At 48.8% G+C, this 24,935-nt stretch carries 19 protein-coding genes; 9 read left to right on the top strand and 10 right to left on the bottom strand.

Features of this window, described 5'->3' with window-relative positions; all coding sequences use genetic code 11:
• Positions 1–247 precede the first annotated feature (247 nt).
• From EL628_RS23230 to EL628_RS23220, 3 genes are all read right to left on the bottom strand, one after another.
• Positions 248–583: an MbtH domain protein gene (locus EL628_RS23230; RefSeq protein WP_126582398.1), complete on the bottom strand. Its 336-nt coding sequence runs from the start codon at positions 581–583 to the stop codon at positions 248–250.
• A gap of 81 nt (positions 584–664) precedes the next feature.
• Positions 665–952 (bottom strand): hypothetical protein, encoded by a 288-nt coding sequence (locus tag EL628_RS23225; RefSeq protein WP_126582397.1) that lies wholly within the window; start codon positions 950–952, stop codon positions 665–667.
• Between the two features lie 303 nt (positions 953–1,255).
• On the bottom strand, positions 1,256–1,690 hold the full coding sequence (locus tag EL628_RS23220; RefSeq protein ID WP_126582396.1) for a hypothetical protein: 435 nt from the start codon (positions 1,688–1,690) through the stop codon (positions 1,256–1,258).
• A gap of 472 nt (positions 1,691–2,162) precedes the next feature.
• Here EL628_RS23220 and EL628_RS23215 point away from each other — a divergent pair, with 472 nt between their 5' ends.
• Together EL628_RS23215 and EL628_RS23210 are read left to right on the top strand one after the other, a co-directional pair.
• A complete protein-coding gene (locus EL628_RS23215) occupies positions 2,163–5,285 on the top strand; it encodes an ABC transporter substrate-binding protein (RefSeq protein WP_161975701.1) in 3,123 nt (1,040 codons plus the stop codon).
• A gap of 426 nt (positions 5,286–5,711) precedes the next feature.
• Positions 5,712–6,410 carry a response regulator transcription factor gene (locus tag EL628_RS23210; RefSeq protein ID WP_126582394.1) on the top strand — a complete coding sequence of 233 codons (699 nt, stop codon included), beginning with the start codon at positions 5,712–5,714 and terminating at the stop codon, positions 6,408–6,410.
• Positions 6,411–6,604: 194 nt separating this feature from the next.
• Here EL628_RS23210 and EL628_RS31065 read toward each other — a convergent pair.
• Positions 6,605–7,463 (bottom strand): IS5 family transposase gene (locus EL628_RS31065; protein ID WP_371859653.1). Its coding sequence is split into 2 segments (ribosomal slippage): positions 6,605–7,075 and positions 7,077–7,463, totalling 858 coding nucleotides; the frame shifts between segments, so codons are not numbered across the junction.
• Positions 7,464–7,715: 252 nt separating this feature from the next.
• Here EL628_RS31065 and EL628_RS23200 point away from each other — a divergent pair.
• The 6 genes from EL628_RS23200 to menB all read left to right on the top strand — a co-directional run bounded on the left by EL628_RS23200 (position 7,716) and on the right by menB (position 14,888).
• Entirely contained in the window at positions 7,716–7,958 is a 243-nt protein-coding gene (locus tag EL628_RS23200) for an MbtH family protein (protein ID WP_126582393.1), read from the top strand.
• A 240-nt stretch (positions 7,959–8,198) separates the two neighbouring features.
• Positions 8,199–9,149 carry an ABC transporter ATP-binding protein gene (locus EL628_RS23195; RefSeq protein ID WP_126582392.1) on the top strand — a complete coding sequence of 317 codons (951 nt, stop codon included), beginning with the start codon at positions 8,199–8,201 and terminating at the stop codon, positions 9,147–9,149.
• A gap of 6 nt (positions 9,150–9,155) precedes the next feature.
• Positions 9,156–10,604 (top strand): ABC transporter permease, encoded by a 1,449-nt coding sequence (locus EL628_RS23190; RefSeq protein ID WP_126582391.1) that lies wholly within the window; start codon positions 9,156–9,158, stop codon positions 10,602–10,604.
• Positions 10,605–10,637: 33 nt separating this feature from the next.
• Entirely contained in the window at positions 10,638–12,116 is a 1,479-nt protein-coding gene (locus tag EL628_RS23185) for an isochorismate synthase (RefSeq protein WP_245994544.1), read from the top strand.
• 6 nt (positions 12,117–12,122) lie between these two features.
• Complete coding sequence (gene menD, locus EL628_RS23180) at positions 12,123–13,940, top strand: 2-succinyl-5-enolpyruvyl-6-hydroxy-3-cyclohexene-1-carboxylic-acid synthase (protein ID WP_245994387.1); 1,818 nt, start codon at positions 12,123–12,125, stop codon at positions 13,938–13,940.
• An 84-nt stretch (positions 13,941–14,024) separates the two neighbouring features.
• A complete protein-coding gene (menB, locus tag EL628_RS23175) occupies positions 14,025–14,888 on the top strand; it encodes a 1,4-dihydroxy-2-naphthoyl-CoA synthase (RefSeq protein ID WP_126582389.1) in 864 nt (287 codons plus the stop codon).
• 216 nt (positions 14,889–15,104) lie between these two features.
• On the opposite strand, the gene EL628_RS23170 is transcribed toward menB, so the two are convergent.
• From EL628_RS23170 to EL628_RS23150, 5 genes are all read right to left on the bottom strand, one after another.
• Positions 15,105–15,710 (bottom strand): response regulator transcription factor, encoded by a 606-nt coding sequence (locus EL628_RS23170; RefSeq protein ID WP_126583589.1) that lies wholly within the window; start codon positions 15,708–15,710, stop codon positions 15,105–15,107.
• A gap of 27 nt (positions 15,711–15,737) precedes the next feature.
• Entirely contained in the window at positions 15,738–16,979 is a 1,242-nt protein-coding gene (locus EL628_RS23165) for a sensor histidine kinase (protein ID WP_161975700.1), read from the bottom strand.
• A 177-nt stretch (positions 16,980–17,156) separates the two neighbouring features.
• Complete coding sequence (locus EL628_RS23160; RefSeq protein WP_126582387.1) at positions 17,157–19,880, bottom strand: ABC transporter permease; 2,724 nt, start codon at positions 19,878–19,880, stop codon at positions 17,157–17,159.
• A 25-nt stretch (positions 19,881–19,905) separates the two neighbouring features.
• Positions 19,906–20,655, bottom strand: coding sequence for an ABC transporter ATP-binding protein (locus EL628_RS23155; protein ID WP_126582386.1), 750 nt, complete (start codon positions 20,653–20,655; stop codon positions 19,906–19,908).
• 420 nt (positions 20,656–21,075) lie between these two features.
• Complete coding sequence (locus tag EL628_RS23150) at positions 21,076–22,050, bottom strand: hypothetical protein (protein ID WP_126582385.1); 975 nt, start codon at positions 22,048–22,050, stop codon at positions 21,076–21,078.
• A 548-nt stretch (positions 22,051–22,598) separates the two neighbouring features.
• On the opposite strand from EL628_RS23150, the gene EL628_RS23145 reads away from it, so the two are divergent.
• Positions 22,599–23,558, top strand: coding sequence for a GNAT family N-acetyltransferase (locus tag EL628_RS23145; RefSeq protein WP_126582384.1), 960 nt, complete (start codon positions 22,599–22,601; stop codon positions 23,556–23,558).
• Between the two features lie 110 nt (positions 23,559–23,668).
• Here the strand turns inward: EL628_RS23145 and EL628_RS23140 are convergent, their stop codons facing one another.
• A complete protein-coding gene (locus EL628_RS23140) occupies positions 23,669–24,157 on the bottom strand; it encodes a GNAT family N-acetyltransferase (RefSeq protein ID WP_126582383.1) in 489 nt (162 codons plus the stop codon).
• Between the last annotated feature and the right edge of the window lie 778 nt (positions 24,158–24,935).

Here is a 24,935-nt window from a genome sequence, read left to right as displayed (position 1 = left end):
CCCTATCTTTACCGCTCTGTTGCCAGACTGGATGACCTTTGTAAGATCAATTCTCTCTGCACTTTCACAAGATGGCTCCTGAGATTACAACACGCCTCGCGTTTCCATGCCCTCAGGAGCCACTCTTCACCATTCACTGACAAATTACCAGGCACATAATCTTACTTGCGCCATCTATCACTTTGCATATATAGAATCAATCACGTTTCACACTGCGTGCTCATCAACTAGCCACAAAGGGCACAGGCTAGGGATGAACCTCCTCCAGAACAAGCAAGCGACCAGTACCCTGTAAAGATGCCAGATCGATATCGGCAACACAGCGTACACGGACATAATTCAAAGTGAGTGTTCCCTCAACATGTACACTGCCCGTTCCCAGTTCAAAATTGGCCTTGCTCACATCGGTGGCACTCTTATCAACACGCACGCCCAGATCGGTGCCTCCGCGTGTCTCGGTAAACTTGATGAAGACATAGCCCATCTCTGTTACGCGTTTTTGAAACTCTGGCAAAGTTGCCTGTGGTCCACCCACAACTACTTGCTGCTCGCGCTCAGAAAGGCGTTGCACAAGATCATTCATCACTATTTCCCTTTTCTCGGCTACTGTTCGAAGTGAAAGCTTGAAGTACGTCTTACTTATGAGTGAGTTTGGACGCCGATGTTAGACCGCCGCGGCACTGGTCGCACCGGCGCTCTGTGCTTCAATGGTACGCAGATCCTCAGGAATCTCAAATTTCAATGTAGTGTGGCAAAACTCTTGCCATTCCTGGGTAACAGTGCTGAAGAGTGGCTCTTTATCCTGTACAGGGCTCTGTACCACGTGGAAATCATCTCCTAGATAGCAAATTGTGTCCTCCGCAAGTTCTGCCTCTCCCTCGGCACTTGCAGCCTTCCACCCGCTAAATTGACGGAGATCCTTCAAATAATATGCCTTATAGTACTGTCTCACGGCGCATCCTTTATCTGATATGATCCAACAACGAGAGGAGTAATGCAGTACCTGTCTTTGCATGTGACGAGAAGAAAAAACATGACCGTCCAGGTACTTACTCTCGCGATATCTCTCTTCTTCCATCTGAAAGATATCGCATAAGAGAACTGTACTTCAGACGATCAACTGGCACAATGAAGGTGAAGAGTATTTCTGTGGAGTATTTCTACCATTTTCTAAGTAGTGGTAGAGAAGTTGATAGGTACAGTAGAGAGCGAACTGGATATCGAAGCATACTCTCTGCTGCTCAGTGCTTTGATGCTATGAGTGAGAGCGACGAGCCGCCAATTGGGAGAGAGCCAGGAGAGCTAAAGCGTACGGGATCAGGATAAGCAGTATCGATTGTAAAGAATACCTGCGGCCATAGTGATCAACATCCTTTAACTCTCTTTCTGCAACATTTGCCGCCTGATCTCGTGTTCTAATAAGAAGTGCATAAGATAACAGAGGAAGGTAATTCAGAGCTACGCCCAGGAAATAAAGACCCAACAGAGTATTTGACAGCGTATGGCTGGAGATAAAAAAGAGCAACAAGACAGCAAGGCCAGCGCATACAAGCACAGCTGCAAGAAACTCGACCATAATCATCTTCATGCCATGAAAGACAATATCTAGAGCCGCCAACTTGCGGACATTAATTACCCCTTTATTATTGATGGGCTTATCATCGTGATGATACTCATTTTGTTCTTTCATCTCAGTTTTCCTTTCCCTAACAAGCTGCGTTTTTGCAATCCATTCTGCCCAGTCAATTCTCAGTCGACTTTCGAACTTCTCTTGATCCCCTTTAGTCCTATACACTTCTGTCTATTTCTCTCCCTATTTTACGAAATTATAGGGCAGAGTTAACATTACCAAACATGACCATTAGCGTCTATAATGAGAGACAGAGAATAGCATTTTTGCTAAAGGGCTGAACGCAGCATTGACATTTTGAAACAACTCAGTTACTCTTATATCGTTCCCCACATGTAACATATCATAGGTTCGCATAAATGGGCAAGCACAGTCAAGAAATGTTCGAAAAACAACAAAAAGATCAAATTATTCTCAAAAGGGGAATTGATCTTGCCCTGTTTTTATAGGCAGCTGCTAAAGTAATCAAAGGAAGAACCATGCAGTGCTGGAAAAAAGCCTGTGAAAAATAATTCCAGGGGTTATGTGGTACATGAAAAAAGCGTCACAGGCGATTCCTAATAAGCTGTTGATCTGTGAACGATTGCAACGTCAATGGTCACAAAAAGAAGTCGCAGAGAAAGTTGGCACTACGACAATCAGCGTTAGCCGCTGGGAGCGCGGCATTACCTTTCCCAATGCCTATTTTCGCTATCAAATCTGTGCCGTTTTTGAGAAAAGCGAAGAAGAGCTGGGCTTAACAGCCACCACTCTACATACAGAAAAAAGCGACGAATTCTTTACAGAATCTAGCGTTCCTGGTGAGCAGGTAACGCCTGTACCATTATCGTTTCCGCCTATCTGGCACGTTCCTTTTCCTCGTAATCTCCTCTTTACTGGCCGTGAAGATATTTTACGCGCTATTCATCCTCTCCTTCGTTCTCCACATAATGCAACCTGTATTCTTAGTGGCCTGGGCGGTATTGGGAAGACACAGATAGCTTTAGAATACGCCTATCGTTATCGACAAAAATACCAGGCTGTACTATGGATTGATGCAAGTACACATGAAACGCTCACGACTAGCGTCGCTGCGATCGCCAGCCTGTTGCCTCACACTGAAGAGAATGAGCAGCCTCAGACCGATCCGATTGCCAAGATAAAAAACTGGCTACAATCCTCTACTAACTGGCTTCTGCTTCTCGATAATGTCGAAGAGATGGGGATCATCGAGCCCATCCTTGCCAATACATACAGCAATCATATCCTCATTACAACCCGTATCCAGATCATTGGGATGATTATTCCACATCTGGATATTGAAGAAATGAATCCAGAAGAAGGGGCGCTCTTACTTCTTCGTCGTGCAAGATATATTGATCCCGAAAGTTTTCTTCAGGATGCGCCCGAGCTTTTACGCACCCATGCCAGACACATTATGGAGGCTATGGGTGGCCTTCCTCTGGCGCTCGATCAGGCAGGAGCCTATGTTGAGGAGACTGGCTGTAGCCTGTCCAGCTATCTTTCTCTCTATCGAACTCAAGGCGCTACTCTGCTCCATCGACGCGGAAAGGTGGTTGCTAGCCATCCAGCATCGGTTACCTCTACCCTGCTACAGATTGTCGAGAAAGTCGAGAAAGCGAATGCAGTTGCAACAGATCTGTTGTCTATCTGTGCTTTCTGCGATTCCAATGTTCTTTCCGAAGAGACTATTACCGAGAAGCTTGCCCATGTCAGTGATCCTTTAATGCTTGATGCTGCGATAGCAGAGCTACGCCGCTATTTCCTCGTTCGGCGTGACCCTCTAGAGAAGACGCTTACCATCCACCCCCTGACACAGGTGGTCCTACGAGAGCATTTCACGCAAAAAGGATATCCGCAACATCAGCTTCTCAGCTTATCAGAACAGAAGTCAGGCCCCCTTAACCAGGCCCCTGCGAAGAAGAAAAGCAACCATCCCCCAGGATACATCCCACCAGCACAGCATCAATCATCACATCAACCTATCAATCCTATACAACTATTTGCCCGACGAAACTGGCATTTTGCGAGGAAGAAGTCGGGCATTTTCATCATTATAAGCATTATTGCGCTCAGCAGCATTCTCACAATGCTCCTCTATCCACTCCTCGGATTGGGTAAAAGTCAGACAATACAGGGTACGATCACCAACAGTCTGGCTGAAGAGACCAGGCTGGAAGCTCAGCTTTTTCAAGAAAAAGGCATTGGCCTGAGCGATGGCAACTTTATTTTCGATACCTACGCAGGTCGCATGGATGGGAACCTGAAAGATCTTGCAGCTTCCTGCCTGCGCCAAGGCAACACCAGCTGTGCCGTTAATTATATGACTCAAGCGATCAGTACCGATGCAAGTGATGGAGAGCTTCAGATCTATAACGAGAATCTTCATGTTCGGCAAAGCGGTGCCCCCTATGTCACTGTCGTACTGGGACTGGCGATTGCCAGCGAACCAACCTATCTTCTTCGTGCCCGCTCTATTATGCAGGCCGCTTTTCTGGCACAACGTGAGATCAATACCGAAGGCTTGCTTCCACACAAACTACATTTGCGTATTCTTATCGATAATTCTGGTGCGGATAACGCCTTTGTCGCAACTGCGGCACAACTCATCGCCAATCGTGTAAGAAACAATAATCCCGACCATATTATTGCAGTGGTTGGATGGCCATTTAGTTCGCAAACCACAAATGCCCTTGATATCATCACAGGAATGCATATCCCTATGATTTCACAATCGGCATCCAGTACCACGCTTAGTGGCAGCCCTTATTTCTTTCGCGTGAACCCAACTGATGATCAGCAAGGCCAGACATTGGGCGATGTCGCTGTTAATCAGTTTCATGCCCATACAATCCTGTTGATGCAAGATCCTACCGATCCTTACAGTGTCTCTCTCGCCCAGGCCTTCAGTGAGAGGGTCACCTCCCAAAAGGCAAGTATTCTTTATGATACCACCGACAATTTTAGTATAGGCGTAACTACAGTCGATACCTATCAAAAGAGCGTTATACAAGAAGCACAGAGGAAGAATGTTAATCTTATCTTTATAGCCGGTTTTGATGTCGATGCTGTACGCCTGGCTCATGCACTGGGAAATGCCTCGCGAGCTGACCCGGGAAACACATTCCTGGCAAACTTGAAAATCATGGGAGGCGATGCAGTAGCGACAAACTTAATCCTGGGTTATGGAGGAGGCACAGATGCCTCAATCGCCGCACAGTTTCCAGATGATATGCGTCGACTCATCTTTTCTGCATTTGCCCATCGAGACGAGTGGACGTTTGAACATGTTCCAAAAACGCAGCAGCCACCTTTTTTCTCCGATTGGTTTAATACCTTTAAAGATATCTCTGTTGATACGATCAGTATTCCTCAACCTGGAAGCCATGCCATCTTAACCTATGATGCGCTACAGGTTATCAGTCAGGCCATCATACTGGCGCAACAACCAACCATCACAGGCGAGATCCTCTATCGGAAGCTCGTTTCCTTAGGCAAAGGACAGGTCCCACCAGTTCAGGGCATCAGTGGGCTGATCGCTTTTAATAATCAGGGTGATCCGATTAACAAGGCCTTTGTCCTACTGGATATTGAGAGCATTGATGGTAAAAATCAGATTGTGCTCAAACAGGTTGTTGGTCAATTTCGCCCATAGCATTACCATGCAGTCTCATCAGGACGAAGGTCCGTGATCTATGCATAGACTGAACTCTGGCATAGAAGATAGTAGTGGGTTAAGACCGTTTATAACACTTCCTAAAAATTGAGCTTCTGTCTCTCATGCCTCACAGAAATGCTCTCTCCAAAAATCTTGAATACTATCCTTTATAGCAATGTGACTAGTCTCACTCCGCTTAATGATAGTAAATGACTACTCAATTGATTACTAATGATCTGTTTAATTAGCACTTATTTATGTACTATTGTTCTTATCTGTACACAAGATCCGATTGTATAGACCTCTCTCGAGGGCATACATGCAGGTCTTCAATCATTCAGTTTATTAATTGGCATTGATCATATTATCTTGTACGGCTGATCAAATGTCAGTTCCTGACACCTATTTTTAGGAGGATCCTGGATGTCGTCTACCCAGCAACTGAGACCACAGCATACGCAGGTAGCTGTAGCTGCTTCTCAGTATCATACGAAGCCCACCAGTAGTGCATACGAAGCAGGCCACATTGATAGCATTCAATATGTTCTTCGTCTACTCTGGGCCAGTCAGACAATTGTTGGGCAAACAACAAAAGTAGCAGAGCAACTGTGCAGGGAAGTCACAAACATTACACAAGGGAAAGCTCAACTCACATTGCGAGATCGTGAGGGAAACCAGTTGACCGCGTCCCCTACTGGTAGAACACTCTTCAGTTTTTCCGTACAGTTTGGTGAAGTAGTCTACGGGACCCTGTGTATTGCCCCTGATCCTGAACAGCTGACCCTTCCATCCATTCCTTTTACCATTGCCCAACTGCTTGCTCAGATATGTGGCTGGCTCTTGCATGCCTTTGAACAATCTATTTTTTTGCAAGGACAATGCCAACATCTCAGTACACCTCTTTTTGTCTCATTGACCAAACGGGAACGTGAAGTGTTAACTTTAATGTGCCTGGGTCACAGCCAACAAAGCATTGCCAGGAAGCTCAGTATTTCACCCACCACGGTAGGCAAGCATCGCCAACATATTTATGAACAACTGGGGGTGCATAGCGAACATGATGCACTCTTAGCCGCCTATCGCTTCGGTCTCTTTTCTATTCTCGATCTACCACAGGCCTGACACGGCAGAAGAGCAGGCAAGAAAGGTCTGGTTGCGCATTTTCTGGCGCAGCCAGGCCTTCTTCTCTCCAGCGGATGAGGAACAGACATAGAATAAGGAACAGGGCAAGTTTGAGAGGGAGAACATGGGAAGAGAGCACAGGGAATATTCGTATTAGAACTGTTAAGAGTGTGTCTTAAGATAAACGCAAAGGCCTAGAAAGGAGCCAAACGCGTCAAAAAGAGACGGATCGCAGCGATCTGGATAAGAGCCTCACTGCTCGAAGGGAGACCCTCATAATCGCGCGCCAAGCGACGAAACCGCGTGAGCCAGGCAAAGGTGCGTTCAACAACCCATCGTTTTCGTTGAACCTGAAAACCGCCTTTTGGTTTGGCAATCTTGACCGGTTCCCCATTGACGAGCACCCAATCGCTCTGGGAGTCGTTGTGTTCATGAGGGACAATCTCCGGTTCCCAGCCAAGGTGCTCTTTGATCCAATCAAGAAGCGGCCCAGTGTATCCCCGATCAGCGAACAGATACGAAACTCGTGGGAAGTATTCTTTTTGCCCGGCCAACAGCAGAGGAGCGCTCTTGCGGTCGGTCAAGCCCGCGGTATGCACTTTGACCGCCAGAACGAAGCCTTGCGTGTCAACGAGAAGATGTCGTTTACGACCCCAGATTTTTTTTTCCCGCATCGAACCCACGCTCGATGCCTCGGACGGGACTGGTTTTGATCGATTGGCTGTCGATGATGACCGCACTGGGTTCCTCTTCTCGGCCAATGGCCTGACGGGTTTGTTTGCGTAAGCTGGTCATGGCGGTCTCCCAAACCCCGCTGTGTTTCCACTGACGCAAATAATGGTGCAGCGTCTTGCCGTTGGGCAAATCGTGGGGTGTCAGTCTCCACGAACAGCCTGTTCGCAACACGTAGAGGATGCCGTTGACGATCTCGCGCCTGGGAATGGTCTCTTGGGTCGCATTGGGCGAGACATCTGGGATGAAGGGAGCCAGCAACTCCCATTGGGCATCCGTCAGATCGGTGGCGTACGGCTTTCGCGTGATGCTTCTTTCCATTGGCTGTGATCCTTTCTGATCGCTTGTTTGACTCCTTTCTTTTTTCTATCGGCCACTTACTGGTTTTAGGACACACTCTAAGAAAAAACTGGTACATCAGGTGAAATACTTTGCTAAGCGTAGAAATGCCCCTCAAAAGTACATCCCTTATCCATTGTACCTTCTATTTCATGAGGGTATATTTTCTCCTAGAGAGTAGTGGAAGCAGCTACATGACGGCTGCATACTAGATTATCTCCCCAGGAGGAAGCTATGGGCTCTGACGAACAAGAAGACACAACTATTTACAGAGTCGTGGTTAATCACGAGGAACAGTACTCGATCTGGCCGACCTATCTGGAAAATCCTCTCGGCTGGAAAGACGCTGGCAAAACCGGCAAAAAAGAAGAGTGCCTGGCCTTTGTCAAAGAGGTATGGACTGATATGCGCCCCTTGAGTCTGCGCAAAAAGATGGAAGAAGCGGCACTCCAACAAACGGCTAAACAGGAAATATAGTGCCCATGAAGCGGGCTGCGCTTTAAAGCAGGGTCTATACCTGCTCAGGCTGCACCGCTCTGTGATGTTCCTACATCCCATCTCTGACAGTCTCAGTACCCGGTAAATGGAAGCAGCATCCTCAGATGGGAGCTGCTTTTAAGTTCGCATTCTACAAATACCACCAGATCTATGCATACATCAGGTTGAAGAACGGGATAGGCGTGCATACCAGGGGAGGTCTACGACAAGGAGGGAACCATGGGTCTTTCGATCAGGAATGTCAATAAATCCTATATGGGGAACCTTGTAGTACGCGACCTCTCGATGGAGGTTGAGCAGGGGAGCATCTTCGGTTTTCTCGGACCCAACGGAGCCGGTAAAACAACAACGATGCGCATGATTCTCGACCTGATTCGACCCGATACAGGAGAAATCACCTGGAATGGTCAGTCTGTGCAGATTCTCGACCGCCAGTTCTGGGGCTATCTTCCCGAAGAACGCGGCCTCTATCCCAAAATGACGGTTGAGGATCAGTTGCTGTTCCTGACACAGCTCTATGGCATACCAAAACGAAAAGTTCTGCAAGAGATCGATCACTGGCTCCAGTATCTTCAGATTTCGGCTTATCGCAAGCGGCAAGTGCGCGAGATGTCAAAGGGCAATCAACAAAAAGTACAGTTTCTGGCAACTATCCTGCATGATCCCGATGTGCTTATTATGGATGAGCCGTTCAGTGGACTGGATCCAGTGAATATAGATCTGCTTAAGAGCGCATTCCTGGAATTGCATCAAAGAGGGAAAACTATTATCTTTTCTACGCACCAGATGCAGCAAGTGGAGGAGCTCTGCCAGCACGTAATGATCATCAATCAGGGATGCAGCATTATCTCTGGCGAGATTCAACACGTAAAGCGCAGCACTGGCCGCAAAGTGTTGCGTCTGGCGCAAGAACATGACCGGGAGATCTATTGGCTGGACAAGATGTCAGGCATACAGATAACGAAACGTCGCCAGGACTATGTTGAAATGGTTCTGCCAGCTCATATTCATCCGGATGAGATTCTAGAAGAAGCACTGAACAGAGGTGGTCAGATCACACGTTTTGAACTGGCAGAGCCATCGCTTCACGATATCTTCATTGAGAAGGTTGCAGGCATCTCTCAGCCAGACAATCTTCTGGCGGATGTCACAATCGGAAAAGAGGGATAGCTAACGATGCCGCTATCTAATCATGTCGCCCACAATAGCCCGTTTCCTGCCGGAACAAAGCGGAAAATTCGGTTTACCCTTCCTCTGATTATTAAGCGTGAATATCTGGCGCAGGTACAACAGCACAATTTTCAGATGATCACGTTTCTGCTGGTACTGGTGGTCATTATCACTGCATTTATTCCTACTATTCTCACGACCATCACTGCCAGAACACAGACGCAGATTGTCATTATCAATACAGCTGGCAAGATCGGCAATTTTGATGGGCACACGCTTCTTTCTTTTCTCAATGCTAATCTGAACGTTGGAGATGATAGTTCCCAGCAGGTCATCGCGAAATCCTCTCAAAAAGCGCACTTCGCACTCCGTATGGCTTCCGCCACAGAGATTGATATATTTCGTCAACAAGTACGCGACAATGAACTTTCAATTCTGCTACAGATCGCTCGCAACACGTCTGGAGATCTACAATTTATTTACTATACCAATAAGTCTCTCACACATAATATGGATCTGTCTCAGGTGCAGACAGTGGCAGCGCAGCTCCATATTCAGGATAAGTTGAGCCAGATTGGTGTTGAACCAGCACAAACAGATTCACTATTTACTCCGCCTGTCTTTGAAGCGACCAGCTCACTTCTGGAGCAAAATACCTGGAGCCCTCTGGAAAATGATTCCGCCATTATTGTAACGATGCTCACTACGGTGCTTCTGTTCCTGTTCATTCAGCAATATTGCAATATGGTTGCCGCAGGTGTTGGCGAAGAAAAATGCTCGCGCATTATAGAGATCTTGATCAATGCGACGACGCCATTCCAGCTCCTGCTCGGTAAAATCATTGGAGTTGGCCTGGTCGGTGTCTCACAGATGAGCCTGATCTACGTCGCTGGCAGTGTGACGCTACTTATACAGCCTCCATTGCAAAGGGCTCTCCACATTGAGGCGAATAGCACGCTGCCTGAAATGACTGCGCTTTCATTTAACATGCTTGGTCTGCTCGTCCTGTATTTTGTGCTGGGCTTTCTGCTGTATGCAGCACTCTATGCCGCTGCTGGCGCTCTGGTAAGTAGCCAGGCAGAAGTGGCCAGTACGGCCAGGCCTCTGTCATTTTTCATTATGGCTAGCTATCTGGTCAGCTTCTACGCCACATTTACTCCTGATGCTAACTGGATAGTGCCACTATCATATGTTCCATTTTTTACGCCTATGATGATGCTCGTGCGCGAAGCTGCTGTTCCTCTTCCCTGGTGGGAGATCGCCCTCAGTAGTCTCTTTATGCTGGCTGCCCTTCTGGGGCTTACCTGGTTTGCAGCTTCTATCTACCGTTCCGGGGTGCTGATGTATGGGCAGAAATCTGGTGCAGGTGCTTTTTTTCGTTATTTGTGCACAGCAAGAAATGCAACGCGTGGCAAATATGGAGTGGCACAAATAATAGTAGATAAGAATGAATAGTTAAAGAACATTCAGGAGGCGTGGGTGAAATTTATGGTTGTCGCCAATAGAGAAAGCATGGGTACTCCTCCCCTGCGCAGTGTCTCATTCGATCAGGAGCAACTACGTGTTTCGCTTCAAGAAGCTTCCAGCAGGGCATTGCACTATCAGCGAAACATTGTCGCCTGCCTTGTCAAGCCCGTTGAATACTTCCAGCCCATCAATCTGTTTCCCTGTCTTCAGCAATGCATACCGGGAGATTGTTTTTTCTGGACCCAACCATCAACGCAAACGGCCTTTATCGGTTGTGGCTCTGCTGCGCAGATTGAAACCTGGGGGGCTACACGTTTTACTGAGACGGCGACAGGCTGGCAGACGCTGGTAGAACATGCGGTCATTAGTGGAGCACCATCAGATACGCAAGTACGCTTCCCTCTCTTTTATGGTGGATTTAGCTTTGATGTGCTCCAGCCAACGACGCCTCTCTGGGAAGGTTTTCCCCATGGCTTGCTTATTTTGCCTCAGATGTTGTTCTTGCAAGAGGCTGGACAGACAATGGTCGCTATAAATATACTCGTGGGACCAGACGATGACATTGAGCTCCATCTAACACAGACACAGGCTCTTCTCGAACGATTCCAGGCCGCCTTAGACAGTCATTCGACACGGAAGTCAATGATTAATTTCAGCCAGTGTATGGCTATCCACGATCTGCGTCCCGCCAACGAGTGGAGAGAGCTTGTGGGAAACATTGTGCGGCAGATCCAGGCAGGTCTCTATCAAAAAGTTGTGCTGGCACGCGGGGTGCAAGTAACGCTCAATCCCCAGATACAGGCCAGCCTTGATGTGAGCCAGATTCTTACCAGGCTCACACGGAGTAATCCCGGCTCTTATATTTTTGCTATTCAGCGTGGAGGACGCTGCTTCACTGGCGCTACTCCAGAATGTCTGGTACGCATTCACGAGGGCCAGCTCTCTACGATGGCGCTGGCCGGGACTGCCCCACGCGGAACCAATGAACTGGAGGATGAGCAGATTGGTGCTGAGCTCCTTGCCAGCGCTAAGAATCAAGGAGAACACCATAGCGTTGTGGCTATGCTGCAAGAGACTCTGCTTCAGTTTTGCCGTCAGGTCCGCTCAGGCGATCAGCGCCAACTGATTAAGCTCAAGAATGTTCAGCACCTCATGACTCCGATCATGGGCGAACTCCTGGCTGGCTATAGCATTCTGGAAGTGATTGCTCACCTTCACCCCACGCCTGCTGTGGGCGGGCTCCCACGCCAGACCAGTCTGCAAGCCATTCGAGAACAAGAGGCTCTCGATCGTGGATGGTACGCCAGCCCGATTGGTTGGATCGATGCAGGGGGCGGGGGCGAGTTTGCAGTCGCTTTACGATCGGGCTTAATCGGTGAGCGCGATGCAACCTTATTTGCTGGATGTGGTATCGTTGCAGCTTCAGATCCTGAGAGCGAGTATGTCGAGTCATGTCTGAAGCTCAAAGTGATGCTGCATGGATTAGGATGGGAGAACTGATCATACATGAATATGCCATCTGAACATATCAGGCAACCAGCCAATCCGACGTACGCCTATGTGGCAGCTTTTATAGAAGAATTGTATCGCGCTGGTGTGCGCCATGTTGTTGTCTGCCCAGGCTCGCGCTCGACTCCGCTGGCGCTGGCTTTTGCTGCCCAACCAGAGATCCGGTTATGGACACATGTCGATGAGCGCTCAGCAGCCTTTTTCGGTCTGGGCATGGCGAAGCGATCTTCGACACCAGTGGCACTGGTCTGCACTTCTGGTACGGCTGCTGCCAATTTTTTACCTGCTCTTGTTGAGGCCAGGCTCTCACGTATTCCCTTACTGGTGCTTACTGCTGATCGACCACATGAGCTACACGAATGTGGTGCTCCTCAGAGTATCGATCAGATTCGCCTGTTTGGGACACATGTCAAGTGGTTCGTGGATCTACCACTGCCTGAAGCAACCGATGCCATGCTGCGCTATATTCGCACAATGGCTAATCGCGCTGTTTCTTCCTCACTGGCGATTCCAGCAGGACCTGTTCATCTGAACTTCCCTTTGCGCGAGCCACTGGTCCCCGAGCCCAGTGCGGACAGTCCACTTCCACCAGTCGAGCAGCGTCAGACAACAGCCTGGTATGGCAGGACAGAGAGCAGCCCCTATGTCGCTGTCAGTAATGCACGCTTTGCGCCACCACCGGTTCATGTGGTCACAGAACTGGCACAACGGCTACACGCGGCTACACGTGGCCTTATTATCGTTGGTCCTCAACATGATCCAGAACTGGCTGGTGTTTTGCCCCAACTTGCCCGGCATCTCTGCTGCCCTGTCCTTGCTGATCCACTATCGCAACTACGCGGTTTCGATAATGAGCTGGTTATCACAAGCTACGATGCGTTCTTACGCATTAAACATAATCTACCAGAGCCAGAATTTATCATTCGCTTTGGCGCGATGCCTACCTCCAAGCCCCTTGTGCTCTATCTTCAACAACAGGGCCATTGTCCTCAACTGGTCATTGATGGACAGAATGGATGGGAGGAGCCAACGCAGCTCGCTTCTGAGCTCATCTACGCCGATCAGATACTGTTCTGTCAGTGTCTGCTGGCCTCTCTTAAGGAGCTGTCGCATCCAGGAGTGCCTGGAAAAAGTCAGGACTGGCTAACGTCCTGGCAACAGAGGGACCAGATTACACAACAAACACTTCAGACGATGATACAGGATTTCGCCACTCCTTTCGAGGGCCGAGTTTTTATTGAATTGGCGGCCATGCTTCCAACGGGGGCGACGCTTATGGTGGGCAATAGTATGCCGATACGCGACCTGGATACCTTCTTCTGGCGGCGAAATGGGTATGTTCGTCTTATGGGGAATAGAGGGGCCAATGGCATTGATGGTCTGATCTCTACTGCTTTAGGCATCAGTGCTGTAGCAGAACACTATGAACCAGTTGTCCTTGTAATTGGCGACCTGTCATTTTTTCATGATCTGAATGGCTTGCTTGCATCTCATCTCCATCAACTGCGCCTGACTATTATCTTAATTAATAATGATGGTGGAGGTATCTTCTCTTTTCTGCCGCAAGCCGCTCACCCGGACCACTTCGATCGACTCTTTGGGACGCCGCTTGGCCTGGATTATCAGCAGAGTGGTCGGCTCTATGGATGGCCAGTCCATCAGGCCCAGACGTGGGAACAATTCCAGTCACAACTACAGATGGCTTTACAGCATGAGGGGATGACCATCATCGAGCTGCGCACCGAGCGTGAAAGTAATGTACTGATGCATCGCCAACTCTGGAAAATCACCGAGCAGGCGTTGCATGACGTATAGATTGCTTATGATTATTATCACTGTGCCGTCTCAATGCCCGACACGGCTTTGAGCTAGCACAGTGAACAGAGAAGGAGACAACCTATGGTACAGCAGATTACCACCGATTCAGAGAATAATCCTATTCAACCTGCACTCGATTGGCAGACAGTTAAAGAGTATACGGACATTCTTTTTGAGAAGGCTGATAACATTGCAAAAATTACGATCAATCGTCCAGAGGTGCGTAATGCTTTTCGGCCAGAAACCGTTAGCGAATTGATCGACGCATTCAACCTGTGCCGTGAAGATCCTGAAGTGGGCGTGATCATTTTTACGGGAAAAGGGGAGAAGGCCTTCTGCTCAGGCGGAGATCAGCGTGTTCGCGGCAATGGCGGGTATGTTGGTGGAGATGGGATGCCTCGCCTCAACGTCCTGGATCTGCAAAAGATCATTAAATATTTACCAAAACCGGTTATTGCAATGGTAGCTGGCTACGCTATCGGCGGAGGACATGTTCTCCATATGCTCTGTGATTTAACGGTCGCTGCCGATAACGCACGCTTTGGACAGACGGGCCCTCGCGTTGGTAGCTTCGATGCAGGCTGGGGAGCAACGTATATGGCACGCCTGGTTGGTCACAAAAAGGCGCGTGAGATCTGGTATCTCTGCCGACAATATAATGCTCAAGAAGCGCTGGATATGGGGCTGGTCAATACGGTTGTGCCCCTGGACCAGTTGGAAAAAGAAACAGTCCAGTGGGCAAAAGAGATTCTGGAGAAGAGCCCGATTGCCTTGCGCTTCCTCAAGTCTGCCTTCAATGCCGATACTGATGGCCTGGCAGGCATCCAGGATCTGGCCGGAAATGCCACCATGCTCTATTATATGACCGAGGAGGGCAAAGAGGGCAAGAATGCCTATCTGGAAAAACGAGCGCCAGATTTCTCGAAATTCCCACGTCTCCCCTAACTTCGATCCGACGGGTCGCCAATTCACGGGTATGAAGATAGGCCTATGTTGAAGCCTCGCCACCAGCGGTCCGGTCTGATTTCAGACGGGTATCGCTGGTGGTGTCGCCAACGTATGCTTAACTATATTTAACTATACATTTCACAGATCCAGCAGTTCTCAGCCAGTTCAAACAGCATCTACTCATCGTTGATCTGCCGGGCGGTTGCCAGCCAATTAGAGCCACCCTTTCTGTTCGGCAATACGAGCGGCTTCAATACGATTGTGGGCCCTCAGCTTTTGGATGGCGACAGAGAGGTAGTTGCGAACGGTGCCTTCAGATAGAGAAAGCGAAGAGGCAATCTCATTGAGGCTGGCTCCATGGGCGGCAGCGGCCAGGACAGTACGCTCTCGCTCCGTTAATGGATTATTCCCCTCGCTCAAGGCAGCCATGGCCAATGTGGGATCAACCACGCGTTCACCAACCATAGTTCGTCGGATAGCGGTCGCCAGTTGCGCGGCTGGCGCATCTTTGAGCAGAAAACCAACGACTCCGTTCTCCATCGCCTGACGAAGATAGCCGGGACGCCCAAAAGTGGTCAGAATCAGGATGCGGCAGGTGGGCAACTGTGCATGGAGCGCAGCCGCGGCGGTAAGACCATCACATCCTGGCATCTCAATATCCAGAAGGGCCACATCTGGCTTTGTAGCGTTCGCTACGACAACAACTTCATCTCCTCGCCCCACTTGCGCCACAATCTCCATGTCTCCTTCCAACGTCAATAATGCAGCAAGCGCTCCACGCACCATAGCCTGATCTTCAGCCAGTAGAATACGAATCATCATCATTCACTTTCTTTTTCATTGGTGCTAGCAGGTGGCACTGCAACGAGCGTTGTTGGAGATATAACTGGCACTGCCAGGCTTTTCCGATTGCTGGGTAAGTGGAAATGAGACGGCGAGACAAAAACCACCTTGAAGCGCTGGCCCGGCGCTTAATTGACCAGCCAGTGCTTCTACCCGTTCAGTCAGGCCACGTAAGCCATTACCAGGACGATGCTCCTGGCCTGTCATACCAGTACCATCATCAATAATTTCGACAGAACCGCTCTGACCGCTACGCATGATTCGGATAATGCACTGGCGGCTACGGCTATGACGAATGATATTTGTCACACCTTCACGCACCGTCCAGGCAAATACAGACTCAACCGCTTGAGGCAGATCATTCAGGATCTGTTCGTCACCTTCATAGGTATACCCAATACCAGCCGCATTCAGGATCTCTTGCGCGCTATACAGCTCACTGACCAGCGTTGGCTGGCGATAACTTCCAACAGCTTCGCGTACTTCTTGTAGCATTCTTCGCGCTACTTGCTCAATATCGGAGATCTCGACGCTGGCCAGCTCAACGTTTTTTCTCAGGAGACGGCCAGCCAGTTCACTTTTCAGGGCAATGAGCGAAAGATTGTGACCGAGCAGATCATGAAGATCGCGGGCAATACGCAAGCGTTCTGTGGTGACAGCCAGATGGGCAATCTCTTCTCGAGCCAGACGCAATTCCTGGCCCGTCCTGTATGAGCGAACCATCGCAACTACAATAAAGCTTACAATTCCAACCAAAAAAAGTGCCGATCCAAGCTCAGACCAGCTTACGGCATGGACAACAGCGCCTATGAGCGCATAGAGCATAATGCCTCCCGTAATCCAGACTGTCTGGACCGTAGAGAGGCGCGTTGATGAGTAGGCACAGACGAAGATAAAACACGATCCCCAATCTTTTTCGTTCAGATAGACGAGCATCATGCTCAATGCTATAAGGACCGCGATCAACAACCAGACAGAGGTGTCTGCACGTTTGAGCGGTGGCGTTGTCGTAATAAGGTACCGGACGTTTTCATAGCTCCCCCAAAGATAGAGGCCAACGAAGAGTAAGGCTCCAATGGCTATAACGACGTCATGTAACGACGTAAAATGAAATGAGAACAGATCTTTGATCCCATCAGACAGACCAAAAGGAATCCAGACAATCGCAAGGATTCCCAGCATATACGGAAGGGGTCCATTAGCTTTGAAGGAGGTTACTATCACTTGTTGGTACTTCTTTCTCATGAGATTCTTGTCCTTCTCATCAACTGCAAGAGTATGCAAAGATATATAAATGAAAAATTTCATACGTCACAAAATTCTTTTCTATGGTATTCTACATTGAAATAAAGTATTTCTCCAGTAAGCTTTACTCAAGGCCATTCCAGAGGCTGAATAGTGCCTCTGGAATGGCCGTCTCCTCTACTCATATTTGAGAACGATCAGTGGGCGTACACGAACTGCATTCCAGGCCACCAGAACAGCAGTCACAAGTGCAAGGAGTACAGGCACAATAATCATACTCACAACCACAACTGGCTGCATGGTCAGCGTCAGACTATTGTTGAAGAAACCTTTACTCCCAATCGTCACACTACCCGCTGCTAATAGCGTTGCAATAAAGGCTCCCACGCCTCCCGTGATGCCATTTTCGATCAAGACCTGACTCAAAATGGTCTGGCTGGTATACCCAACTGATTTGAGAATACCCAGTTCGCGTCTGCGCTCCAGCATTGCCAGGGCAACAGAGTTGGCAATGATGACGACTGCGGCAAGCAGTGAGAGTGATGCGATGGCGATGATCACATCCAGGAAGCTGGTCACACGTTGCAGGAAAGAGGTCCCTGCATCGCTGAGATTTTGCACCGAAGCATTCGGGGCAATCCGCGCCAATGTGCTCACCGCTTGATCAAATTGCGATGGGGGAACTTTCATGTAAAAGACCGTCGTGTTCTCGCTCTGCGTTGCGTTCAGTGCATTTACCAGCGAGCTCGAACCCAGTACCTCGCCCAATGTCTCAAAACTGGTGGGGACAGAGATGATTCCTACAATCAGTACCGTCTTCTGTACCTTCCCATCACGACTGGACAATGTGACGCTATCGCCAGGCTTGAGCGTCATTCCTGCCCACCCTTTACTCGTCATAACCTGGCTGACAAGGACGTTGTTCGTTGTTGCGTCACTCTTAGTGAGGTTGCGTCCTTCCGTTATTGTCTGTGCGGGCAGCGTTCTGGTCAGATCATAGCCCTCAATTCCTCCCAACAGGTTCAGATCCTGCTGGCCTGTGTCCCCGGCTGGCAGCTCTTGCTGGGAAGGGCGACCATTAATCGCAATCGGCAGCGATGCAGCAAACGGGTCTTCACGGCTGTCGGTCAGGCCCGGAATGATATGCAGATGAGTTCGTAACGCGTTGCTCTCCTCCTGACCACTTGTGGTTACAACCAGATTGTAGGGAGAGTTCTGATTCAGTCCGTCAGTAATCTGTCGTCCCAGATCCTGACCAAACCCAATGTCTATGCCAATTCCAAAGACTCCAATAAACAGCGCCATCAGTGTTGCCGTCGTACGAATGCGTTGCCGCCCAATGTTCCGCAAGGCCATTTTGATAGTGAGCTTCCACTGACGTGGCACAAACACGATGACAATTCCCATCAGCGAGAGAGCCAGCAAGAAGAGGCCAAACACTGGAAGCACCCGATAGACCAGGACTGAGATGACGATTCCTGGGAGGATCAACAACACATGCTTGATATGGAGTGTTTCAGGCACCGGTAACTTGCTCACAGCGCATACAATAAGCCCGAAGATAAGGCTCAAGATCAAAAGGAAGGTGAATGTGCCGTAGGTGACGATAATGCCAAGCAGTACATTGCCGTTCAATATGACGATTGCGAGGAAACAGAAGAGCATTGAGAAGAGGACAAGGAGAAGAAAGGTCAGGAGACGACTACTCAGACTCTTGTTCTCAAGCTCTCGTAACACGTGCAATGGTCGAATATTTGCAGCCTGAACGATAGGCAGCAGGCCGAAGATGAGCGCAGTGACAGTACCAACCCCGACCCCACCCAGAATCAGGTTCAGGTTCAGGGCAAAGGGGATATTCGAACCAAGGTTCTCAAGCAAGATGCGAATGAGATAACTTACGCCTATGGCAGCGGAGGCTCCCAGGATGCCACCAATAAGTCCAAGGAGACCCGCTTCCAGACCAAAGAGGAGAAAGAGGTCGCTCCGATGATATCCAACCGTCTTGAGCATCGCTATCTCTGTTTTGCGACGCGAGAGCACAACTTGCATGGTATTAATGACTCCCACGCCTCCAATCAGGAGCGAGACCAGACCTGCAATCTCCAGGAATTTGTTAATCAGATCGATCGAGGATTGTTGTCCTTTAAGGACATCGGTTGCAGTCAGGGTTGTCACCAATGGAAAACGCGTCATGATCTCTTTCACGGTCTTATCAGTATGCGCCTGATCGGCAGTGGCAATATTTATAAGTGTGTAGTTTGCAAGGACTGCGGGGACTACTTCCAGGTAATCATGTGCGGAGATGAGGAGCAGATTCCCTGATTGGGCAAACGCGCCTGTATTCTCAATCACTCCGGCAATGCTGGCCGTAAGGGTCACACCTGAACCAGTTGGGGTTCTGACATAGACGGCGAAACTATCTCCCACATGTTTGTGATAGGTCGTGAGAAATTGTTGTGTGACAATCACCTGTTTGTTCGTTAGAAGTTGTGCAATACTCCCATTACCAGGAGTCGCAAACGTTGGCTGCGACAATAACGGAAATGTGTGTGGATCAACCGCCTCAATGGAAAAGGCATGGGTTGCAGAGCCCCCATTCTGTAGCGTGCCGCTTGCACTGAGAATAGCAGTCTCAGCGGTAATTGTATCCTCTTGCTTGAGGTTGGTGAAAAATGTCAGGTCGCTGGCCTTGAGTGGTGCCCCCTGTGCGATGACCGTGATATCACCATCATTGGCCTCGCGTGCATTGGTGCTGAGCGAGTTTTGGAGCATAAAACCAACAAGTTGCAGAGCCACCACTGCCATAACACCAACGGTAATACAAAACACTGCCAATAAGGTATGCTGCCGACCTCGCAGCAGCGCTCGCAATGCGTAGTTGAAGTACATCGATGCTTTCATGTTTGTTGCCTCTTTCTGCACAAAGCTATTGAGTAATCACTCCATGAGTGTGATCCAGTTCTGCTATACGTCCATCAACAATCCGCACTGCACGATCAGCATGCGAGGCAACAGCCGGATCATGGGTTGCAATAATAAAGGTCTTGCCAGTCTGCTCGCGCAGGTCGCTGATAAGTTTGAGCACATTGCTTCCATTACGGGCATCCAGATTGCCCGTTGGTTCATCGGCAATGACCAGAGCGGGATCAGTTGCCAACGCGCGTGCAATGGCTACGCGTTGCTGCTCACCACCAGAAAGCTGGCCAGGTCGATGATGGAGCCGATGCGACAGTCCAACCAGGGTCAATAATTCTTTTGCACGAACTGAGGGAGAGCCTTTATGTTTGCCAACATATAATGGAACCTCCACATTTTCTTGTGCGGTGAGCGTTGGAATCAGATTAAAGGCCTGAAAAACCATCCCAATCTTGCGATTGCGGACCTGCGCCAGTTTATTTTCAGACAGCCGTGTCACATCAACGCCATCGATAAATACCTGGCCCGTAGTGGGATTATCCAGGCCGGCAATAATTCCAAGTAAGGTGCTTTTACCAGAACCCGATGGCCCTACGATTGCAATAAATTCTCCACTCATAATCTGAAAACTAATATCCTTCAGAATTTCAATACGCTCTCGGCCCAGAGGAAGCGTTCTGGTAATATTCTTGATATCCATCACAATCTTCTGTTCTGCCTCTCCCATTGACTGGTTTGTTTGCTCAATAGTGTTATCCATAGCTCTTTTCCTCCTGCTTTTTTGTGTATCTCAAACATGACAATACATTGTCGCAATAGCGAATTAATAAGTAGATATTTCTCTTTTGATAAAGGGGAGATTTTTTTATCTATCAAGACCATAAATATCTATAAAGATATTTTATTGATCAGTGGATGCATCTCATCCTTATCTGAACAAAGTATACGGGCAGGAGGGGTTATCAGGGTAGTGAAGGCAATCATAAGTTGCAGATGGCATTTATCATGAGAGGACACATGACATTTGTAACACTCTGCACGCCCTCAAGGGACGGCGGCTTGCGGCGGTTCCCGTGTCATAGCCTATAAAAAAAGAAGGATCGCCAGAATTGGCGATCCCTCCGAGGAACTTGCGTAACTCTCAGTAGATATTCATGAAAACAGAGTTTTCAGAGGAGATTTATGGATAGGAGATAACGCAGCCGCCAGTATTATTATTGAACGCGTTGCTCCAGAGAGATTGGACAGGGAAGGTCCCAGTACTCAGACTGATATTGGTGGATGCACCCTGACCGGAACTAATCCAGGCGCATTTGTCGCCATTCTCGCTCCCACTGCCGTCAACCCATCCAGTACTGGGGAAGATATCGGTCTCGGTCTCAGCAAACTCGTGACCACCAACAATGGTGATGCCATCGGTCAGGCCCGCACTACCAGAGTTTACGAAGTTAGCCCCACAACTCGCACCTGCATCAGTAATATAAGGCATGTTAGTATAGGCGATATTGCCATAGCTCGAACTCGTCGAACTGTGCCAGGCGCAGTATTGGGTCCCAAAACCGCTCGAACTGTGACCTGTGGAAGTATTGATTACATACTGAACCGTTGTATTTGACGAGGCGGTTGTATTCCCGAAGTGTGCTGCGGCCTTCACCGCTTCGCTGGCGAGGTTTGACTGGCTGGGTCTGGAAGGGGCAGCAGAGGCGTTATCATACCAGACTCCGGCAAGCACACCACTGGGGTTTGTCGCATGCGTTCCTGAAGATCCACAGGTAATGGTGCCACTGGCAACACCTTCACAGTATTGGGTTACAGAGTTGTTCCAGCTTGAGCCACCGACGCCATTGAAGAATTTCTGCTGGATGGAGGCCTCTCCAGAAGGATCATTGTTATTCCATTGGGATCCCCAATAGATCAGATAGACCTTGTCTGCTCCAGTTTCAACGCCTACTCCACCTTTACCACCATGATAGCTAAGGTTATTACCACCAGCACAATTCTTGCTACAGGCTTTTTTCACCTTCATGCTACTGATCGAGTGCAGAACCTCACTACCCGGGCTTGCACTTGCCGGTCCAGTAAAACTGCCAAGGTTGATAGCCATTGCCAGGGCCAGAGCCAGAGTGGCGACAAAAATAAAAGGGGATCGTTTCATAGCGATACTTCTCCTCTTTTTTTAGGGATGACTAAATAAAGTGCTATTCTACACATTGGTAGTGATAATAAGTATAAATATAATTATTCATGTACACTTCAGTGTATTTTCATATTCTAGGTGTCCTTAGTAAGGCAGCGTAAAGATAGTAATGATACACGGAAACCAGAAAAGAGGCTCATTGCTTCACTACAAGGGGGAGATATCTTATACGAGAAATCTTCTCTAAGTATTATGTAAGGGCCATTGGTTGACCGATCATATGGATTGCGACTTCTGATTAGCATTTTTACCAACTCCCTTCTTTATTTCTGAGAGCCAATGAAGCCTTTAGAGCCGAATGAAGAAAAGTTATCAGGAAAAACGTTTTTTTTGAGAAAATCTTGCTATTTGTCATGCAGCCGAGTATACTCGAAAAAGCAAGGCTCCACGCTACTACTGCTTGTCCAGCCATCTATTCTGAGTCAATGCTACGCATGCTATAGCTGATCTGAGGACGTATATATCGCTGAATTACAGAAAAAACCTTTCACGAAAGGGAAGCCTCTATGTCTCAGACCTTAAGTAACCTGACGTTTTGTAATCTCGACAAAGAACATGACCTGCCGCTGGTTGTTGAACTGCTCAAGACGATACAGGAGAATGGGGAGGATGCGGGATTTGAGGTGGTGAGCAAGGAAGTCGTGTCGCAAGCCAGCGAGTTGTATGGGCAAGATCCGGCGCGTGATATCTGGGTGGTGACTGCACATGATCCTGTCACCTTAGTTGGCTATGGCTCTTTCTTCCAATGGGGGCATGATCCTCATCCAGTTCTCTACATCGGCGTCCATCCTCAATGGCGCAAGCTCGGGATTGGAAGCGCATTGGTAGAACGCTTAATACAGAGAGCACGCGAATCGAAGTGCCAAGATGTGGACTGTACTGCCAATCAGGAGCACCAAGAGGCGACTGCGTTTGTACTCAGACATGGATTTCAACCAATCTCTGCTTTTACACACTTGAGTATCCCAGCCGATCACGGATTTCCTGAACCGGTCTTTCCTCCAGGTTTCTCTATTCGCACCCATGCGGAGATCAATGATATCAACGTCTTTCTTGAGGCGAATAATCGCAGCTATGAGGGGCAATGGTCACATAAGCAGGGCACCCTTGAAGATGTGGCTGGTTGGTTTGCAACTATTCCCCCTGAGCAGATTTATTATCTCTTCGCTCCTGATGGCGAGCTTGCAGGTATCACGCGCGGTCTGATAAACGTATCGGCGTCTGAGGGCGTCAGAATCAGTGATCAGCCTATAGGTTACGCTGACGCCCCCGGTGTCATTCCTAAGTACCGTTCAACAGCTCTTTATCGCGCCTTGCTGCTCTATGGCGTTCATGCGCTGTTACCTCGTCGTCCAGTAACTATCGAGATCGAATCCTGGGGCGATGCGCAGGAGACGTTGGCAATGTATCAGGAGTTGGGATTTCACATCGTCAGACAGGATGTTGCTTATCGACGTGTTTTGTGATCTGCTGTCAATTCAGGCTCACGAGCCGAGAGGATGGAGTGAGTAGCAGAATGAGGCCTGATGGATGGGAGGGACGTTGGCCACAGTTTTTTTCCCTACAGTCAGCGCAATCACAAGAATGAATTCTTTGATGGATTGGAGACTCCTTGTTTTTCAAGAAAGACGAGGCGCAACTGCGGCGAGACTGTTTCTTCCCGGAGGGATACGTACCCAAGCTTCCGATACAAATACAGATTCCTCTCGCTCCGAGAGCCTGTGAAGAGTTCATAGCGGGTTGCGCTACCAAAGCGTTCTTCCATTGCGTCCAGAAGCTTTGTTCCAAGACCACGACCCTGGAGCCGAGGGTGAACAATGAGGCGTCCAATATGACAGACATCCTCACGAAGTTGTCCCCGTACCGAACCCACAATTTCTTCTCCAAGTCGAGCAACCAGGATAGTGTGGGTATCATACTCAGAGAGGAGATCAGTGAGACATTGCGTTAATGGTGCTATGGTGTAATCCTCGTAGAGAGCAGCTTCCGTTTGATAGCAGAGGTACTGAAGTTTCAGAATCGCTTCAGCGTCGCGCACACGTGCTTGCGCAATGATTGGTTCCATATGTTCTCCCCGTTCATACAGGATGCACCACTTTTCAGGATCTTCCTCGTCGATGTTTCGAAACGTACCACCATGAGGATAAACGTTTTCGTCTTTTGTCGTACTTGTAGCACAAAACGTAGGTACAATCTGCAACCATCACCGAGGATATGCCGTTTTTGGCGGCCACTTTACGCCGAGAGCGACAATTATTACCAACTCTCAAGAGGAGTATACCAGATGGGAAGCGGTTTCTCCAGACATTGAAGCACTCATGCTCACTCTTTTGGGCAAAAACTGCTCACTTTTTGCATCATTTATTACATTGTGGAGATGGAACAGAGGAAAGAGACGCCCTACTTTACATCGTTTTATATTCAAGATGGTGCGTGATAAACAATACAAGTAGGGCAGGTCGCTTGTCTCCTGCCTAAACTTCCCATTCCACCATGACAGCCCCTCCATAGCTTCTGTTCCCGTTTTCCGCTTCCAATTGAGCTATAGAGGGGCTCACATTGTGAAAGGGGAACAGCGGAAAGAGACGCCCTACTTTACATCGTTTTATATTCAAAATGGTGCATGATAAACAATACAAGTAGGGCAGGTCGCTTGTCTCCTGCCTAAACTTCCCATTCCACTATGCCAGCACCCCCATAGCCTCCTTTCCCATTGAACCATGGAGGGGCGACCAGAGCGGAATGGGAACAGAGGAAAGAGACGCCCTACTTTACATCGTTTTATATTCAAAATGGTGCGTGATAAACAATACAAGTAGGGCAGGTCGCTTGTCTCCTGCCGA

Source organism: Tengunoibacter tsumagoiensis (assembly GCF_003967535.1).
Taxonomy (GTDB): Bacteria; Chloroflexota; Ktedonobacteria; order Ktedonobacterales; family Ktedonobacteraceae; genus Tengunoibacter; species Tengunoibacter tsumagoiensis.
This window is presented reverse-complemented; position numbering and strand designations above follow the sequence as displayed.

Coding starts and splice junctions, on each gene's coding strand:
- EL628_RS23195 (WP_126582392.1), top strand. CDS start 8,199: ATGGGTCTTTCGATCAGGAATGTCAATAAATCCTATATGGGGAACCTT.
- EL628_RS23150 (WP_126582385.1), bottom strand. CDS start 22,050: ATGAAACGATCCCCTTTTATTTTTGTCGCCACTCTGGCTCTGGCCCTG.
- EL628_RS23145 (WP_126582384.1), top strand. CDS start 22,599: ATGTCTCAGACCTTAAGTAACCTGACGTTTTGTAATCTCGACAAAGAA.
- EL628_RS23190 (WP_126582391.1), top strand. CDS start 9,156: ATGCCGCTATCTAATCATGTCGCCCACAATAGCCCGTTTCCTGCCGGA.
- menD (WP_245994387.1), top strand. CDS start 12,123: ATGAATATGCCATCTGAACATATCAGGCAACCAGCCAATCCGACGTAC.
- EL628_RS23230 (WP_126582398.1), bottom strand. CDS start 583: ATGAATGATCTTGTGCAACGCCTTTCTGAGCGCGAGCAGCAAGTAGTT.
- EL628_RS23170 (WP_126583589.1), bottom strand. CDS start 15,710: ATGATTCGTATTCTACTGGCTGAAGATCAGGCTATGGTGCGTGGAGCG.
- menB (WP_126582389.1), top strand. CDS start 14,025: ATGGTACAGCAGATTACCACCGATTCAGAGAATAATCCTATTCAACCT.
- EL628_RS23165 (WP_161975700.1), bottom strand. CDS start 16,979: ATGAGAAAGAAGTACCAACAAGTGATAGTAACCTCCTTCAAAGCTAAT.
- EL628_RS23140 (WP_126582383.1), bottom strand. CDS start 24,157: ATGGAACCAATCATTGCGCAAGCACGTGTGCGCGACGCTGAAGCGATT.
- EL628_RS23215 (WP_161975701.1), top strand. CDS start 2,163: ATGAAAAAAGCGTCACAGGCGATTCCTAATAAGCTGTTGATCTGTGAA.
- EL628_RS23210 (WP_126582394.1), top strand. CDS start 5,712: ATGTCGTCTACCCAGCAACTGAGACCACAGCATACGCAGGTAGCTGTA.
- EL628_RS23155 (WP_126582386.1), bottom strand. CDS start 20,655: ATGGATAACACTATTGAGCAAACAAACCAGTCAATGGGAGAGGCAGAA.
- EL628_RS23160 (WP_126582387.1), bottom strand. CDS start 19,880: ATGAAAGCATCGATGTACTTCAACTACGCATTGCGAGCGCTGCTGCGA.
- EL628_RS23200 (WP_126582393.1), top strand. CDS start 7,716: ATGGGCTCTGACGAACAAGAAGACACAACTATTTACAGAGTCGTGGTT.
- EL628_RS23220 (WP_126582396.1), bottom strand. CDS start 1,690: ATGAAAGAACAAAATGAGTATCATCACGATGATAAGCCCATCAATAAT.
- EL628_RS23185 (WP_245994544.1), top strand. CDS start 10,638: ATGGTTGTCGCCAATAGAGAAAGCATGGGTACTCCTCCCCTGCGCAGT.